At 71.8% G+C, this 15,558-nt stretch carries 15 protein-coding genes; 10 read left to right on the plus strand and 5 right to left on the minus strand.

The genetic code is table 11. The features are described from left to right. Positions 1–36: 36 nt before the first annotated feature. The gene (locus ABD709_RS00090) at positions 37–267 is read right to left on the minus strand and encodes a hypothetical protein (protein ID WP_344771719.1); all 231 of its coding nucleotides are present in this window, start codon (positions 265–267) and stop codon (positions 37–39) included. Here ABD709_RS00090 and ABD709_RS21410 point away from each other — a divergent pair. From ABD709_RS21410 to ABD709_RS00115, 6 genes are all read left to right on the plus strand, one after another. After that, positions 166–516, plus strand: a complete 351-nt coding sequence (locus ABD709_RS21410; RefSeq protein WP_425575009.1) for a GNAT family N-acetyltransferase — start codon at positions 166–168, stop codon at positions 514–516. The two genes, ABD709_RS00090 and ABD709_RS21410, sit on opposite strands and share 102 nt — an antisense overlap. After that, a complete protein-coding gene (locus ABD709_RS00095) occupies positions 513–746 on the plus strand; it encodes a hypothetical protein (RefSeq protein WP_344771720.1) in 234 nt (77 codons plus the stop codon). The genes ABD709_RS21410 and ABD709_RS00095 overlap by 4 nt, the downstream gene beginning before the upstream one ends. A 99-nt stretch (positions 747–845) precedes the next feature. Continuing rightward, positions 846–3,620, plus strand: coding sequence for a helix-turn-helix transcriptional regulator (locus ABD709_RS00100; RefSeq protein ID WP_344771721.1), 2,775 nt, complete (start codon positions 846–848; stop codon positions 3,618–3,620). Between the two features lie 851 nt (positions 3,621–4,471). Further along, positions 4,472–4,648, plus strand: coding sequence for a hypothetical protein (locus ABD709_RS00105; RefSeq protein ID WP_344771722.1), 177 nt, complete (start codon positions 4,472–4,474; stop codon positions 4,646–4,648). Between the two features lie 95 nt (positions 4,649–4,743). After that, positions 4,744–5,481: a hypothetical protein gene (locus ABD709_RS00110; protein ID WP_344771723.1), complete on the plus strand. Its 738-nt coding sequence runs from the start codon at positions 4,744–4,746 to the stop codon at positions 5,479–5,481. Positions 5,482–6,398: 917 nt separating this feature from the next. Continuing rightward, positions 6,399–6,878, plus strand: coding sequence for a group II truncated hemoglobin (locus ABD709_RS00115; RefSeq protein WP_344771724.1), 480 nt, complete (start codon positions 6,399–6,401; stop codon positions 6,876–6,878). 6 nt (positions 6,879–6,884) lie between these two features. Here ABD709_RS00115 and pdxR read toward each other — a convergent pair whose 3' ends face one another. Further along, positions 6,885–8,291, minus strand: coding sequence for a MocR-like pyridoxine biosynthesis transcription factor PdxR (gene pdxR / locus ABD709_RS00120; RefSeq protein WP_344771725.1), 1,407 nt, complete (start codon positions 8,289–8,291; stop codon positions 6,885–6,887). 47 nt (positions 8,292–8,338) lie between these two features. Between pdxR and ABD709_RS00125 the strand changes: the two genes are divergently transcribed. Beyond that, entirely contained in the window at positions 8,339–9,526 is a 1,188-nt protein-coding gene (locus ABD709_RS00125) for an MFS transporter (RefSeq protein WP_344771726.1), read from the plus strand. Here ABD709_RS00125 and ABD709_RS00130 read toward each other — a convergent pair. The 3 genes from ABD709_RS00130 to ABD709_RS00140 all read right to left on the minus strand — a co-directional run bounded on the left by ABD709_RS00130 (position 9,508) and on the right by ABD709_RS00140 (position 11,438). After that, a complete protein-coding gene (locus ABD709_RS00130; protein WP_344771727.1) occupies positions 9,508–9,918 on the minus strand; it encodes a DUF3224 domain-containing protein in 411 nt (136 codons plus the stop codon). The two genes, ABD709_RS00125 and ABD709_RS00130, sit on opposite strands and share 19 nt — an antisense overlap. A gap of 10 nt (positions 9,919–9,928) precedes the next feature. After that, positions 9,929–10,726: an HAD-IIA family hydrolase gene (locus ABD709_RS00135; RefSeq protein WP_344771728.1), complete on the minus strand. Its 798-nt coding sequence runs from the start codon at positions 10,724–10,726 to the stop codon at positions 9,929–9,931. 487 nt (positions 10,727–11,213) lie between these two features. Beyond that, a complete protein-coding gene (locus ABD709_RS00140; protein ID WP_344771729.1) occupies positions 11,214–11,438 on the minus strand; it encodes a DUF2630 family protein in 225 nt (74 codons plus the stop codon). A gap of 132 nt (positions 11,439–11,570) precedes the next feature. Between ABD709_RS00140 and ABD709_RS00145 the strand changes: the two genes are divergently transcribed. The 3 genes from ABD709_RS00145 to ABD709_RS00155 are packed head-to-tail and all read left to right on the plus strand — an operon-like array spanning position 11,571 to position 15,555. Continuing rightward, positions 11,571–12,956 (plus strand): serine hydrolase domain-containing protein, encoded by a 1,386-nt coding sequence (locus ABD709_RS00145; RefSeq protein ID WP_344771730.1) that lies wholly within the window; start codon positions 11,571–11,573, stop codon positions 12,954–12,956. 41 nt (positions 12,957–12,997) lie between these two features. Next, complete coding sequence (locus ABD709_RS00150; RefSeq protein WP_344771731.1) at positions 12,998–14,554, plus strand: ABC transporter substrate-binding protein; 1,557 nt, start codon at positions 12,998–13,000, stop codon at positions 14,552–14,554. Positions 14,555–14,556: 2 nt separating this feature from the next. Beyond that, complete coding sequence (locus ABD709_RS00155) at positions 14,557–15,555, plus strand: ABC transporter permease (protein WP_344771732.1); 999 nt, start codon at positions 14,557–14,559, stop codon at positions 15,553–15,555. Positions 15,556–15,558: the final 3 nt, after the last annotated feature.

Raw genomic sequence — 15,558 nt, forward strand, 5'->3', positions numbered from 1 at the left:
CTCCAGGACCTGCTCAAGGCCGACCGCCGCTACGCCCTACGCGTGACCGGCGCGCCGCCAGAACCCGGCGGCGCAGCCGATCTTCTTTCCGGCCGGCCCCCGGGCCTGAACCCCGACCAGAAGGTCGTGCTTGGAGCGTTCGACCAAGGCGGTCTGGCCGCAGTCATCGACGTCCTGCGCGGCTGGCCCGACCGTGCGACCGCCCACATCGGCCTGCTCCAGGTCCACCCGTCTCGCCAGCGGCAAGGCGTCGGCCGGCGTGCCCACGACCTGCTGCTCGCGGAGCTAGCTGGGTGGTCCGAGGTAACGACCCTGCGCGCCGCAATCGTCGGCACCAACGCCGCCGAGGCGGAGCCGTTCTGGACCGCACTCGGCTACCGACCGGCCGAGCCGCCCAGGCCGTACCGCGCTGGCTCCACGGACACCCACGTGACGGCGTGGACCCGACCCATACTCACCGCGGGTCCAGGCGACTCCCCGCACACCACTCCTCAGCCCCCTCGGAGACCTCGATGATGCGGAGCACCCCACGAACGTTCGTCGGCTCGGTCGTGTTCTCCCTCAACGGGCCGGTCTGCGCCCACATCACCGACGCGGTCCATGCCGAGGTCGGGCAGCTCCCGGGCGTCAGCCGCTGCGTCCTCGATCCCGCCGCCCGGACGTTGCTGGTGAGCGCACGGGAGCCGGTCGACCGGGCGGACGTGGTCGCTGTCCTCGACAGGGTCGGCTGCCCCGTCCATACCTGAGGCCGCTGGACTGCGCTCTAGTCGAGACGTGGGTCCCACCCGGCTCGCCAGCCATCCAACCGACCAGCCGGTCTGGCTGCTCTCGCCAATCTGGTGACCGTGCCGGTGATCAGCCCTCACGTGCCGCGACCCGTGGCTACCCTGTCGAGGGTGTTGCGGGGTAGGGGCCTGGAACAGGCGAAGTTGCGCGAGCTCCTTGACCGCGCCCGAGCCGGGCACGGTGCCGCGCTGCTGGTGCGAGGCCAGCCCGGGGTCGGCAAGTCCGTGCTCCTCGAGGACGCGGTGACGGCGACCGACGACCTGATCGTGCTGCGCACGCGCGGTGTGGAGTCCGAGGCGCCGCTGCCGTTCGCTGCCCTGCACCGGCTCCTACGCCCCGTGCTCGACCATCTCGACCGGCTTCCTGACCCGCAAGCGCGCTCGCTGCGGGCGGCGTTCGGTGAGTCCACCGACGATGTCAGCGACCGGCATCTGGTGTTCCTCGCCACGTTGAACCTGCTCTCCGAGGTTGCGGGTGAGCGGCCGGTGGTCGCGGTTGTCGACGATGCGCACTGGCTCGACGACGCATCGTCCGCGGCGCTGCTGTTCGCCGCTCGGCGCCTCGAGGGCGAGGCCGTGGCGCTGCTGTTTGCGGTCCGCGACGACGAGGTCGGAGCGTTCGACTCCCGCGACCTGTCCATGCTGACCGTGTCCGGCGTTGACGCGGACGCTGCCGAGGCGCTCATTGCCGACCAGCTGGGCGCCGCCGTCGCACCTGCGGTCCGCGCCGAGTTGCTCGACGTCACCGCCGGCAACCCGCTCGGCCTGCTGGAGCTGACGCGGGCCCTGAGCGCCGAGCAGCTGTCTGGTCGCGCACGGCTTCCGGACCGGCTTCCGCTGACCGAGGGCGTCGAGCGCACGTTCCTCGACCGGTACCGCCGCCTTCCGGCGCCCGCGCAGACACTGCTGCTGGTCGCGGCTGCCGACGACTCCGGCCGTGTCTCGACCATCGCGCGCGCCGCGCAGAGCCTGGGCGCAGGGGCCGACGCGATGGACGCAGCGGAGGAGTCGGGTCTGCTCACCGAGGTCGACGGCGTCCTAGCGCTGCGGCACCCGCTGGTGCGGTCCGCGATCTACGGTGCCGCCACCAGCTCCAAGCGGCGTCAAGCGCACCGCGCGCTAGCGGACGCGCTGGTCGGCACCCCGCAGGAGGACCGCCGCGCATGGCACTTGGCCGCGTCGGTCGACGGGCCCGACGAGGAGGTCGTCGCCGCTCTCGATGACGCCGCCGAACGCGCTCGCCGCCGCGGTGGGCACGAGGCCGCCGCCGCTGCGTGGACGCGCGCCGCAGAGCTCACCCTCGACGCGCACGCGCGCGCCCAGCGGCTGTTTGCCGCCGCGGGATCGAACATGGCCGCAGGCCACCCGGCCGAAAGCGACCGCCTCGCCCGCGCCGCGCTCCTCGATGCCACCGACCCGCTGCTGCGGGCCGACCTCATCGCGCTGCAGGGGCAGGTCGAGTGGAACACCGGGTCGCTCGACGACGGCTACCGGCTGGTGTGCGAGGCCGCGACGACCGCTGCCCCCCATGATCCGGCCCGTGCTCGCGTCTTGGCCATGCTTGCCGCTGCGCTCGCCTCGTTCGGCGCCCGGTCGGTCGGCGCACCCGATCCGACCACCGTTGCCCCACCACCCGGTCCTGACGCCCCGAATGAGGAGCTGGTCGCCGGATGGCTGCTCGACGGGTTCGCGGCCGTCCGCCGCAACGACTGGGCTGAGGCCGCCATCTCGCTGCGCCGCGCCTGGGAGACCCCTATCGCTCCTGACGCATCGCCGATGCTGCACCACAACCTTGCGATCGCGACGATGCATCTGGGCGACGACACCCGCGCCGCCCAGCTTCACGACCTTCAGCTTCAACACGCCCGCGAAGCCAGCGCCGTCAACATGGTCGAGCACGCGCTGACTCGCGGCGTCGTCTTCCGAATCGCGACCGGCGCATGGGCCCAGGCCACGTCGTACGCCGAGGAGGCCATGCTCCTGGACCGAAACCTCGGTCTGGACGAGCTCGTGACGTTCCCACTCGCCGAGCTGGCCGTCATTGCTGCGCTGCGTGGTGATCCGCAGGCACGGGCCCGCCTTCAGGAGCTGGAGCGCGCCATGGAGCAGCACCCGCCTCGGGGCACAATTTCCGGCTTGGTCGCAGGGTTCGCGCAATGGGCCGCAGCCCGGCAGCTCGACATCACGCCTGCGACCGCGCTGCACCACCTCGAGCAGATCGAGCTGCCCATCGCTCGGGGACTGACGGCGCTGGACCGGATCGAGACCGCCGTGCGTGCGGACCGGCGCGACCTGGCTCAGGCATGGCTCGACGAGATACGGGCGTTCGCCGAGGGCACCGACATGAGCTGGGCGTGGGCCACGGTCCACCATGGCCGGGCCATCCTCGGCGAGGGTGACGCCGAGGAGAACTTTCGCACGGCGCTTGAATGGCACGCGAAGTCTTCGCGGCTCCCCGCTCGAGCCCGCACTCAGCTCGCGCTCGGCGAGTTCTTGCGTCGGAATCGGCGACGCACCGACGCGCGCGTCCCACTACGGGAGGCGCTGGAGACCTTCGAGACGCTCGGCGCGAGTTTCTGGGCCGAACGCGCCAGCCAGGAGCTGCGAGCCTCCGGCGAGACAGCGCGCCGTGGTGCGGACCTCGTGGCGACCGAGCTGACCGCCCAGGAGTCCCAGGTCGCCGGACTGGTCCGACAAGGGCTGTCGAACAAAGACGTCGCCGGACGCCTGTTCATCAGCCCCCGCACCGTCGACTTCCACCTGCGCAACGTGTTCACCAAGCTAGGCATCAGCTCGCGCACGGAGCTCGCCGCGCTCGCTCTCGACCCTGCGTGAGCCAAACCCCGCCGCCCGCGCCCGCGGAAACCCGGCGATAACCCGGCGGAACCCCGGTGAAATCGCCGGCGCGACCCCATCTGGGGAGACCGACGATGGCACTCCAACGCACACCACGAACCCTCACGGAGATTCACCATGAACACCGCCTACCCCGCGCACGCTGACATCGTCCGCCTCCACATCGACCATCGGCTTCGCGAGGCCGACGACGCGCGCCGACGCCGGCTCGCCCGCTCCAGCGCGGCACCCAGCGCCCCGCTTCGTCACCTGTCCTGGCGTTGACCGCCGAGGACCCCATGTCGACCGGCCTGTCCCGCCGTCGTGCTACATCCCCGGCTACGAGATCCGCCCTATCGATCGACGATGCCCCGCGCTCCGCGGCGTAGGCCATCGACCGTAAGCACCTGGCCCCCGGGACGGCCGGAGTTCCTCGTTGAGGCCAAGCACGCAACGCCGTGGAAGCGAAGGTGACCAATGCCGAGGACGGCCAGCACAGCAGGACCCGTGGGTCATCTGGCGGGGCGACGACGTTGCCGGCAGGGTCAACCTGGCCAGTATGGCCTGCAGCGTGTTCCGGGACGCGTCCCCTGGGCTACTGGGCCAACCACCCGGACACCGGTTTCCAGCTGGGACCGCCGCCATCCAGTTCGCGGTCCAGCGCGCCGGCGACATCGAGCTGCACCGGATCGAGGCTCCGATCAGCCGCCTGGGCTGACGGCCCCGGCGATCGACCCGGCAATCCCGGCGATCGACCCGGCGATTTGCCTGGTCCGACCAGGTGCCCCTCCGCGGGAACGTGGCCGCATCACCCCAACCACCGCAGCAGCCAAGCGGACCAGGACCAGGAGATGAGCCAGATGTCGCACATCATCGAAGAAGAGACCGGCACCTACACCGGGACCCGCCACCACCCGCACAACGGCTACTACGCCGGCGACTTCAGCCGGACGCCGATCGCGAGCCGCGAGCAGCTCGCCGCCATCACGCGGATGTGGATGCCGACCTTTCGGAATTCGCGCTCGTGAGCGGCCTCCTCGCGTCGAGCAACCCTGTGACCTCGATCCCGAGCGCCACCCCAATCGACAACACGTCAGCAACAAGCCAGCAAGGAGAGCCCGCGATGACAACTGACACGACCTCCACCCGCGGAACGGTTGCGCAAACCTCGCTCCGTCTCGCGGCGACTCTGCTCCTGGCCGGCCAGGTGCTCTTCATCCTCATCACCCAGTTCCACACCGGCGGGGACGCCAACGACCACCATTCGATCTTCGCCGCGTACGCCCACAGCCGCGACTGGAAGGGCGTCCACGCCCTCCAATTCGCGACCGTCGCGGTCATCGTCGCCGGGCTCGTGATGCTGCACTCCGCCCTCGAGGCATTCACGGCCGGCCGGGCCTGGGCAGCGCGGGTCGGCGCGGCCCTCGCGGTGGTCTCTCTCGCTCTGTATGGGGTGCTGCAGGCCGTCGACGGCATCGGCAACAAGCAGGTCGACCACGCGTGGGCGACCGCATCCGGGGCGGACAAGTCCGCACGGTTCGCTAGCGCGGAGTCGATGCGCTGGCTGGAGTGGGGCATGAGCAGCTACCACGCGTACGCGATGGGTCTGGCGCTAGTCGCGTTCGCGGTGGCGATGGTGGCAGCAGGATCCGTTGTGCCACGGGCGCTTGCCTGCCTGGTCGCCCTGTCCGGACTCGCGTACCTCGCCGAGGGTTGGGTCGCTGGGGAACAGGGGTTCAACGCGACGCACTCGGTCCTCATCATCGCGTCGTGGGTGTTCAGCCTGGCTTGGATGACCTGGCTGGTCGTGGACAGCGGCCGAACCAGCGACCAGCGTTCGGTCCGCGCGGCGAGCCGGTAGCCCGGCTCGGCATGTCGGGGCACGATGACCACCGAAGCCAGGTGGTCACGATGAAGGCGCTCCTGCAGAAGCAGTAGGGCGGTCTGGAGGCCTCTCCTTCGGCGAGATCCCCATACCCGCCCCGGCAACGGCGCGGTGCTGGTCCGGGTGCGGACGGCCAGCATCGACCCCGCCACGCGTCACCTGATGACCGGCGTGTCGCTGGTCATGCGTCCTCGGCACCGCACTCCGCGGCCCCCGACAGCCGGTCCCTGGCAAGGTGTTCGCACGCTGGTCGAGACGGTAGGCGACAACGTCCCCCGGTTCGCTCGCGGCGACGAGGTCTACGGCACAGCCGCCGGCAGCCTCGCCGAGTCCGCACTGCTCGCTCCTCGGCGGGCGGTTCGGCCCGCCCCGAACGCGGCGAACTGGCGCCCCTTCATGTGCGGCGCTGCAGCGGGCACCGGGCCTCGTTCAACCGCGAGAGTGACTGGAAGAGCCGCCGCAGTGTGTCGGGCGCGAATCCTGCGCATCGCGCTGCTGCCGGGTCGGCGGTCAACCCTGCTATGTCGGCATAAACTCGGCACTTCAGCCTCTCCGAGGCCATGCGAGACCGATCGACGTTCGGGGCCGATGTCGCGTACTGTTGAACGCGGAAACCCCCATCAGTTCTGGGGTCTGACGCCAGCCGGCCGTTGTGAAGGCTAGTTTCGGCGAGTTGGTCCGAGGTCGAAATTCGGGTCCTACTCGTCGAGAAGGTCAGGGGTTCGAATCCCCTCAGCTCCACCGCTCAGGAAGCCGCTCTACGCAGCGGCTTCCTTTTGTTTCTGTAGCCAACCCATCGCGGGGAGGCGACCACGGGCCCGCGGGTGGCGTCTCGCCAGGCAGACTTGCCGAAATGGGATGCGCCGGGCCGCCGGATGCGGTCGGGTGGTCCCATGAGCGGTGTCCACGAACCCGGCCTGCCGACGCTGTACGAGTGGGCCGGCGGCACCGAGCCGCTGCGCCGGATGATCGATGCCTTCTACGACCGCGTCGAGGCCGACGAGGCACTGTCGGTCTTCTTCCCCGGGGGCGTGTCCGAGCGCCATCGGGCGCATGTGACCGACTGGTGGGCGGAGGTGCTCGGCGGACCGGTGACCTACACCGAGCGGCACGGCGGCTACGAGGCGATGCTCGGCCACCACCGCGACCTCGCGATCACGCCGGCCCAGCGGCACCGCTTCGCCGCGTTCATGAGCTTGGCCGCCGACGACGCGGAGCTGCCGGCGGACCCGGAGTTCCGGGCGGCGATCATCGGCTACCTCGAATGGGGGACGCGCCTGGCGGCCGAGAATTCACAGGTCGGCGCCACCCCCGTCGAGCACGCGCCCGTCCCGCGGTGGGGTTGGGGCGTCGCCCCTCCCTACCGGGGCTGACGCCGGTCACCGCAGCAGCGGCGCGACGGTTGCGATGCCTTCCTCGACGGCGCGCACGCCGGTGTTGCCGAAGCCGAAGACCAGGCGCGGCGGCGTCCCGGCGAGGGTCGAGCGGTAGCGCCCCATCCCGTAGAGCCGCACCCGCAGCTCGAGCGCCCGCTCGACCACGTCCTCCTCCTCCACACCGGCCGGAAGGTCGGTGACCGCGTGGAAGCCGGCGGCGAGGCCGGTGATCGTCCGGTCGGGCGCGTGCTCGGCGAGCGCGGCGACGAGCGCCTCCCGGCGCTGGGAGTACGTCGACCGCATCCGGCGCAGGTGCCGGTCGTAGCGGCCCGACTCGATCAAGGCCCCCAACGCCAGCTGGTCCAGCGTCGGGACCCCACGGTCCACGACCTGCTTGATCGCGGCGACCGGTCCGACCAGGGACTCGGGGACCAGCGTCCAGCCGAGCCGCAGCGCCGGAGCGAGCGACTTGCTGACCGTGCCGATCGACACGACCCGGTCGGGAGCGAGCCCCTGCAGCGACCCGATCGGCTCGCGGTCGTAGCGGAACTCGGCGTCGTAGTCGTCCTCGACGACGAGCGCGTCGCGTGCCCGAGCCCACGCGAGCAGCCGGTGCCGGCGTTCCGGCGACAGCACGACGCCCGTCGGCCACTGGTGAGCGGGGGCGACGACCGCGACCCGCGCGCCGCTCCGGTCCAGGGCGTCGACGTCGATCCCCTGCTCGTCGACCGGCACCGGCACGCCGTCCCCGCCGGCCGCCCGCGCGGCGGCGGTGACGGTCCCGATCGACCCGGGGTCCTCGACCGCGACGAGCGAGCGGCCCTCGGCGGCGAGCGCGCGCAGCACGATCGACAGCCCCTGCTGGTAGCCCGCGCACACCACGACCCGCGACGCGACGGCGTCGGCTGCCCGCACGCGGCGCAGGTAGGCCGCCAGCACCTCGCGCAGACCCGGGTCGCCGCACGGGTCGCCGTAGTCGAACGCCGTGTTCGGCGCGGTGCGGCAGGCGGTCCGCACCGCCCACGCCCAGTCCTCCCGCGGCGCGAGACCGAGGTCGGGCACCCCGGGGACGAAGTCGGCGACCAGCGGCGGGGCGGGAGCAGCCGACGGCCGCGGCGGCTCGTCCGCAGCCGGGGCGTGCACCGGCGCCACCCTCGTGCCCGAGCCGCGCCGGCTGACCAGGTAGCCCTCGGCGACGAGCTGCTCGTAGCACTCCTGGACCAGCCCCCGCGACAGCCCGAGGTCGGCGGCCAGGGTGCGCGAGGACGGGAGTCGCTCGTCGGTCGCGAGCCGCCCGCGCCGTACGGCGTCGCGCAGCTGGTCCTCGAGCTGGGCACGCAGCGGCGCCGCACTCTCGCGGTCCAGCGTGAGCAGCAGCTCCGGCGCGAAAGTGGACCACTCGGCGGCCATGCAAATGGACCTTAGCAGCAGTCCGCGTGCGGCCTAGCGTTCTCGGCATGACACCGCTGCTGACCCGGGCCCTCGTCCTCCGCCTCGTCTCCGTCGTCGCCGGCGCGATCGGCTTCTACCTGCCGCTCGCGGCCCTCCCGATGCTCGCCGCGGACCACGGGACGGCGGCGGCCGCGGGCCTGGCCAACGGCGCCCTGCTGGTCTTCACCGTCGCCGGCGAGCTGGTGACGCCTCGGCTGCTCGCGCGGCTCGGCTGCCGCTGGGTGCTCGCCGTCGGGCTGGTGCTGCTCGGCCTCCCCGCCCTGGTCCTGCTCACGCCCGCGGGCTCGTACGTCGTCGCGATCGTCGCGGTCAACGCGGTGCGGGGGATCGGCTTCGCGCTGTCGGTGGTGGCGGGCGGCGCCCTGACCGCGGCGCTCCTCCCGGCCGACCGCCGCGGCGAGGGGCTGGCGCTGGTCGGCCTGGTCGGCGGCGTGCCGACGCTGCTCGCCCTGCCGTTCGGGACCTGGGCCGCGGCGCACTGGGGCTACGGCGTGGTGCTGGTGCTCACCGCGGTGGTCCCGCTGGTGGCCGTCGCGACCGTGCCCGCCCTGCCGGCCCGCGACGGCGGCTCCGAGCCGTCGCACGGCCTGGTCGCCGGGCTGCGGAACGCGGCGCTGGTGCGGCCGGCCGCGATCTTCGCCAGCACCGCCGCCGCCGCCGGGGTCGTGGTGACCTACCTGCCGCTCGCGGTCGGCGACCACGCCGCCTGGGTGGCGCCCGCCGCGCTGCTGGCACAGCCGGCCACATCGACGGCCGGTCGCTGGTGCTCCGGGCGTCTGGGCGACCGCCGCGGCCAGACCAGGCTGCTGGTGCCCGGCGTGCTGATGTCCCTGGTCGGGATGGCGGCGATGGCTCTCACGGCCTCCGGACCTGTCGTCGTCGGCGGCGCCCTGCTGTTCGGCGCCGGGTTCGGCGTGCTGCAGAACGCGACGCTCGCGCTCATGTACGCCCGGGTCCCCGCGGCCGAGTACGGCACGGTGAGCGCGATCTGGAACGGCGCCTACGACCTCGGCATGGGCGCCGGCGCGCTCGCGGTCGGCGTGCTGGTCACCGCGACGGGCTTCAGCGCGGCCTTCCTCGTCGTGGCCGCCGCGATGCTGCCGGCGCTGGGCATGGCCCGCGGCGAGAGCGGACGGCGTTCCGCGGCCCGCGCCCAGCGGTCGCCGCAGCCCGCCTATGTCGTCAGCTCGTAGTCGAACCAGATGCGGTGGGTGCCGTCGTCCTCGACCACCAGGCCACCCGAGCCGGTGATCCCGCTCAGGTCGCCGGTCCCGCTCGCCGGCACGATCGTGAAGAACGGGTCGATCCGGTCGGATCCGGTCGTGGTCGCGGAGTGCGCGAAGTTGAAGGCGCCGGCCCGCCCGTCGAGCGCGCCCTCGAAGGACTCCATCGCCAGGTAGGTGCCGACGCCGGTGGCCTGGTCGAAAGCGGCGGTGAACAAGGTCGCGGCCCGCCCGGTGACGCCGCCGTCGAAGCGCTTCTCCATCCTGGCGAGGCCGACGGGCAGGCCGGTCGCGATCGCCGGCTCGGGCGCCACGTCGGTGGCAACGAACGAGGTGACCGTGAACGTGCCTTCGCTGTGCATGGCTCGGAGGCTAGGCGTCGCCTCCGACATGCACCATCGGCACCACGTCCGCGATGGAGTTGACCACCATGGTCGGCCGGTAGGGGAACCGCTCGACGTGGTCGGGATGGGTCGAGCCCGTCGAGACGAGGATCGTCCGCATGCCGGCCTCCAGACCGCTGATGATGTCGGTCTCCATCCGGTCGCCGATCATCACCGTGGTCTCCGAGTGCGCCTCGAGCCGGTTCAGCGCGCTGCGCATCATCAGCGGGTTCGGCTTGCCGATGAAGTACGGCGAGCGCCCGGTCGCCGTACTGATCAGGGCGGCGACGGAGCCGGTGGCCGGCAGCATGCCCTGCGGGCTGGGGCCGCTGGGGTCCGGGTTGGTGGCGATGAAGCGGGCGCCGTCGTTGATCAGCCTGATCGCCCGGGTGATCGACTCGAACGAGTAGGTCCGGGTCTCGCCGAGGACGACGTAGTCCGGGGCGTGCTCGGTCATCACGTACCCGACGTCGTGCAGCGCGGTGGTCAGCCCCGCCTCGCCGACGACGTACGCCGACCCGCCCGGACGCTGGTCGGAGAGGAACTGGGCGGTCGCGAGCGCCGAGGTCCAGATCGACTCCTCCGGCACGTCGATGCCGCTGCGCAGCAGTCGCACCCGCAGGTCCCGCGGCGTGTAGATCGAGTTGTTGGTCAGCACCAGGAACGGCACCGCCGCCTCCTGCAGCGCGGCGATGAACTCCGTCGCGCCGGCGATCGGGTCCTCCTCGCGCACCAGGACCCCGTCCATGTCGGTCAGCCAGGTCCGGATCGGTCGCACGTCGCTCACGTCGCCATTGTGGTGCAGGGACAGAGTCAGGCGCCGCCGTGCGGGAGGGAAGGCGCACCGAGGCCACGGCGACCGAGAGCCGTCACTGCCGCAGCCTCGGTGCGGGCGCGATTCATGACGAGGCCCGAGAGGTCTCGCCATCCTCCACCCTCGGTGGGGTAGCGATCCCCGGTGGCGTGTATGCCGTTGTCGCCGACCCGGAGACGCTCGAGGGGAACCGCGCCAGGTCGCAGGTCGGGGTGGATCGGGCGCCTCACCACAGCTCTGCTCCCTGGCATTCGGTGTGCAAGGCGAAGCGTCAGGTGCAGCGGGGAACGTCGGTGGACGGGCGAGATCCGAGAAGAAGAGAGCCCCGCCATGTCACCTGCGTCGCCAGCTGGCTTCGCCGAGTGCGACGGTCAGGGTCCGGGGCCGTCCGGCGTCCGATCGACGCCAGGGTCAGTGTGCGCTCTCGGGGCGGAAGAAGCAACACGCGGGCCCTCGTCGGTCAACCGCGGTAGTGCTCCACCGTGTCGACCGATCGGACCTCGGCCTCCGACGCGGGCCGGTCGAACTCGCGCTTGGCCCGGCGCTGGCGCAGCAGGTCCCAGCACTGGTCGAGCTGCTCCTCGACCTGACGCAGCCGGTCGAGGTCGGTCGCCTCTCCGTCGCGGAGCCGGTGCTCCTCTTCGATGAGGCCGTGGATCCGCGCGAAGATGTCGTCGTCGACCATGCCGTCACTCTGGCACGCAGGTGCACGATGCGCCACGGGCAGCCAGCATTCGTCGGGCCAGACGACTTGGTGCGGGCGGACTTGTCGTGAGCGACGAACACGGTGGTGCGGCCCACACCTAGCGTCGGGGGCGTGGGCACTCTCACCGACACCCAGAACCGGCTCCGGGCAGAGCTCCCGGCACTCCTCGAGAAGTACGACGTCCCCGCTGCGGCGTGGGCGGTCCTCAAGGACGGCGAGGTGGTCGAGGGGGCCGCCGGCGTGCTCCACCGGGGCACCGGCGTGGAGGCGACGACCGACTCCGTCTTCCAGATCGGGTCGATCACCAAGCTCTGGACCGCGACGCTGGTGATGCAGCTGGTCGACGAGGGCGAGGTCGACCTCGACGTCCCGTTCCGCACCTACCTGCCGGACTTTCGGATCGGTGACGAGGACGCAGCCGCCCGGATCACCACCCGGATGCTGCTCACCCACACCGCGGGGTTCGAGGGCGACATCTTCACCGACACCGGCGTGGGGGACGACTGCATCGAGAAGTTCGTCGGCGTCCTTCATGACGTGCCGCAGCTGTTCCTTCCCGGCGAGCTGTGGTCCTACAACAACGCCGGCTACAGCCTGCTCGGCCGGATGGTCGAGGTGCTGCGCGGCAAGTCCTACGACGAGTGCCTCCGCGACCACATCTTCACCCCGCTCGCGCTGACCCACGCGGCTCCGACGCCGTACGAGGCGATCATGTTCCGCGCCGCGATGGGACACGTCCAGCACGAGCCCGGCGGCCGCTACGAGCCCGCGCCCATCTGGGGGATGGTCCGGTCGAACGCGCCCGCAGGATCGCTGCTGTCGATGACCGCACGCGACCTCATCACGTTCGCGCGGATGCACCTCGAGGACGGCAAGGCCCAGGACGGTACCCAGGTGCTCGCGCCCGGCACCGCCGCGCGGATGCTCGAGGCGCAGGTCGAGCTGCCCTACCTCGGGGTGCTGGGAACCTCCTGGGGGCTGGGCTTCGAGCGCTACGACCTCGAGGAGGGTGTGCTCGCCGGCCACGACGGCAACACGATCGGGCAGAACGCCTACCTGCGGTTCGTGCCGGGCACCGGCGTCGCGGTGGCCCTGCTCACCAACGGCGGCGACGCGATCGAGCTCTACCACGACGTGGCCGGCAGCGTGCTCGCCGAGCTCACCGACGTCCGCATGCCGGCCCTGCCGGCGCCGCCCGCCGAGCCCGAGCGGATCGACGCGAGCCGGTTCGAGGGGACCTACTCCACGCAGAACGTCGACCTCACGGTCAGCCAGGACGAGGACGGCCGGATCTGGGCCGACCAGGTCCCGAAGAGCGAGCTCGCCGAGGAGCTCGGCGCCGAGGCGGAGCGGCGCGAGCTCGTCCACTTCGAGGGCGACAGCCTGATCAACCTGGAGCCCATCCAGGGCATGCACATCCCGCACGTGTTCCTCGGCGACGACGGCGACGGGCACGCGCAGTACCTCCACATCGGTCGCGCGGTCCGCCGCGTCTGACCCGCGCCACAGCTCCCCCGAAGCCTCGAGACAGGAATCGCATGAAGCAGCTCACGACGATCACGCTGGGACTCTGCGTCGCCGCGGCCGCCCTCGCCGGGTGCGGCGGCGGCAACGGCTCGAGCAGCGGCGACAAGGGGGAGGTCGTCGACGGCGGCACATTCACGATGGCCTTCACCGCCGACCCGGGCAACCTCGACCCGCAGATGTCGGTGTCGACGGCGCTCTTCAGCATCAGCCAGCTGTCCTACGACCACCTGCTCAACATGGACGCGGACGACGGCTCGATCCAGTCCGGGCTCGCCACCGACTGGAAGGTCGACGGCAAGACGGCCTCGTTCACGCTGGCGGACGGCATCACCTGCTCCGACGGCTCGGCGCTGACCGCCACCGACGTGGCCGACAACATCAACTTCGTCGCCGACCCCAAGAACAAGAGCCCCTTCCTGGGCGCCTTCCTGCCGCCGGGAGCGAAGGCCGAGGCCGACGACGACGCCGGGACGCTCACCATCACGCTCGCCGCGCCCGCGCCGTTCGTGCTGCAGGGTCTCGCCAACCTGCCGATCGTGTGCGCGAAGGGCCTGGCCGACCGGGACACGCTCGCCGACGGCACGGACGGCACCGGCCCCTACGAGCTCACCGACCTCGCGCCGGACGACCAGTACACCTATCAGATCCGCGACGGCTACACCTGGGGCCCCGACGGGGCATCGACCGACACCAAGGGCCTGCCCGACACCATCGTGGTGAAGATCGTCCAGAACGAGTCCACCGCCGCCAACCTGCTCCTGTCGGGCGACCTCAACGCCGCCATCGTCGATGGGCCCGACCGCAAGCGCCTCGACGCCGCCGGGCTGGACGCCTACGACATCACGGCCCTGATGGGCGAGCAGTGGTACAACCAGAACGAGGGGCACGCGACCAGCGACCCCGAGATCCGCAAGGCCCTCACCCAGGCCCTCGACCTGGAGCAGCTGCAGAAGGTCCTCACCTCCGGCAACGGTGGGCCCGCCACGACCCTGTCCGCCATCGACCCCGTGGCCTGTCCCGGGGACTCGGTCTCCGGTGCGCTGCCCGAGAGCGACCCCGCCGCCGCGAAGAGCGTCCTCGAGGCGGCCGACCTGCCCGACCTCACCCTGCTCTACAGCGCCGCCTCGAGCGCAGGCGCGACCGCCGCGGCCGAGCTCGCGGTCCAGGAATGGGCCGACGCAGGCGTCACGGTGAAGGCGACGTCACAGAGCGCCGCCTCCGTCCAGCAGGCCCTGTTCGGCAGCGGTGACTGGGACATCGCCTGGGTCGCGCTCAACGTCAACAGCCCCGACCAGCTGGTGCCGTTCCTTTCCGGACCCGGGGTCGCCGACGGAGGCACCAACTTCGCGGGCATCGACAACGACGCCTACAACAGCGGCGTCGCGCAGGCGACGGAGATGACCGGTCAGGACGGCTGCGACACCTGGCTCGACGCCGAGTCGAACCTGTTCAACGACGCCGACGTCGTGCCGTTCGCGAACAACGCCAGCAAGGTCTACGAGAAGGGCGCGTCGTTCGACTACCCCGGCCAGATGGCGCCGATGAGCATCCGGATGCTCGCCCAGTAGTCGTGACCGCGGCGACTCCAGCGGTCCCCGTCCCGGTCCGGGAGGGGCGGCGGCCGCACCCCTGGGTGCGCTTCGGCGTACGACGCCTCGGACGGCTGCTGGTCTCGATGTGGGTCCTCCTCACCGCGTCCTTCCTGATGCTGCACGCGATCCCGGGAGACCCGGTGCGCGCGGCGCTGGGGCCGACGGCACCGGCCGACCTGGTGGCGGCCAAGCGCGAGTCGCTGGGCCTCGACGACCCGCTGTGGCAGCAGTACCTCCACTTCGTCCACGGCTTCCTCACCGGCGATCTCGGGGAGTCGCTGCTGTCCCGGCTCCCGGTCTCGGACGTGATCGCGCAACGGCTGCCCGCCACCCTGTGGCTGGCGGTCCTCGGCTTCCTCTTCGCGGTCGCGATCGCGGTCCCGCTCGGCACGGCAGCCGGCGTCCTCACCCGCCGCGGCCACGGTCGCCGTACCGAGCTGGCGTTCACCACCAGCAGCGTCGTCCTCGGCACCGTCCCGGACTTCATGATCGGCGTCGGCCTGGTCTACGTCTTCGGCATCCGGCTCGCGTGGCTGCCCGTCGCCGGCAACGACACGCCCTCGGCCTACGTCCTCCCTGTCATCGCGCTCGGGATCGGGCCGGGCGTGATCCTCGCCCGGATCATCCGGGTCGAGCTGGTCTCGGTGCTGCAGGCCGACTTCGTCCGCACCGCGCGCGCCAAGCGGCTGCCGCGCCGGACCGTCTACCTCGGCCACGCCCTGCCGAACGCCCTCACCGCGGCCCTGACGCTGGGCGGCCTGCTGCTCGGCGCGATGGTCGCCGGCACCGTCCTCGTCGAGAACGTGTTCGCCTGGCCGGGCCTGGGCAGCACGATCGTGGGCTCGATCCTCAACAAGGACTACCCGGTCGTCCAGGGCATCGTGCTCGTGTACGGCGTCGCCGTGCTCGTGACGAACACCCTCGTCGACGTGGCGCTGGCCCTCCTCGACCCGCGCTCGCTGATCCGGGAGGACTAGGAC

Source organism: Nocardioides panacisoli, from assembly GCF_039537325.1.
GTDB lineage: Bacteria > Actinomycetota > Actinomycetes > Propionibacteriales > Nocardioidaceae > Nocardioides > Nocardioides panacisoli.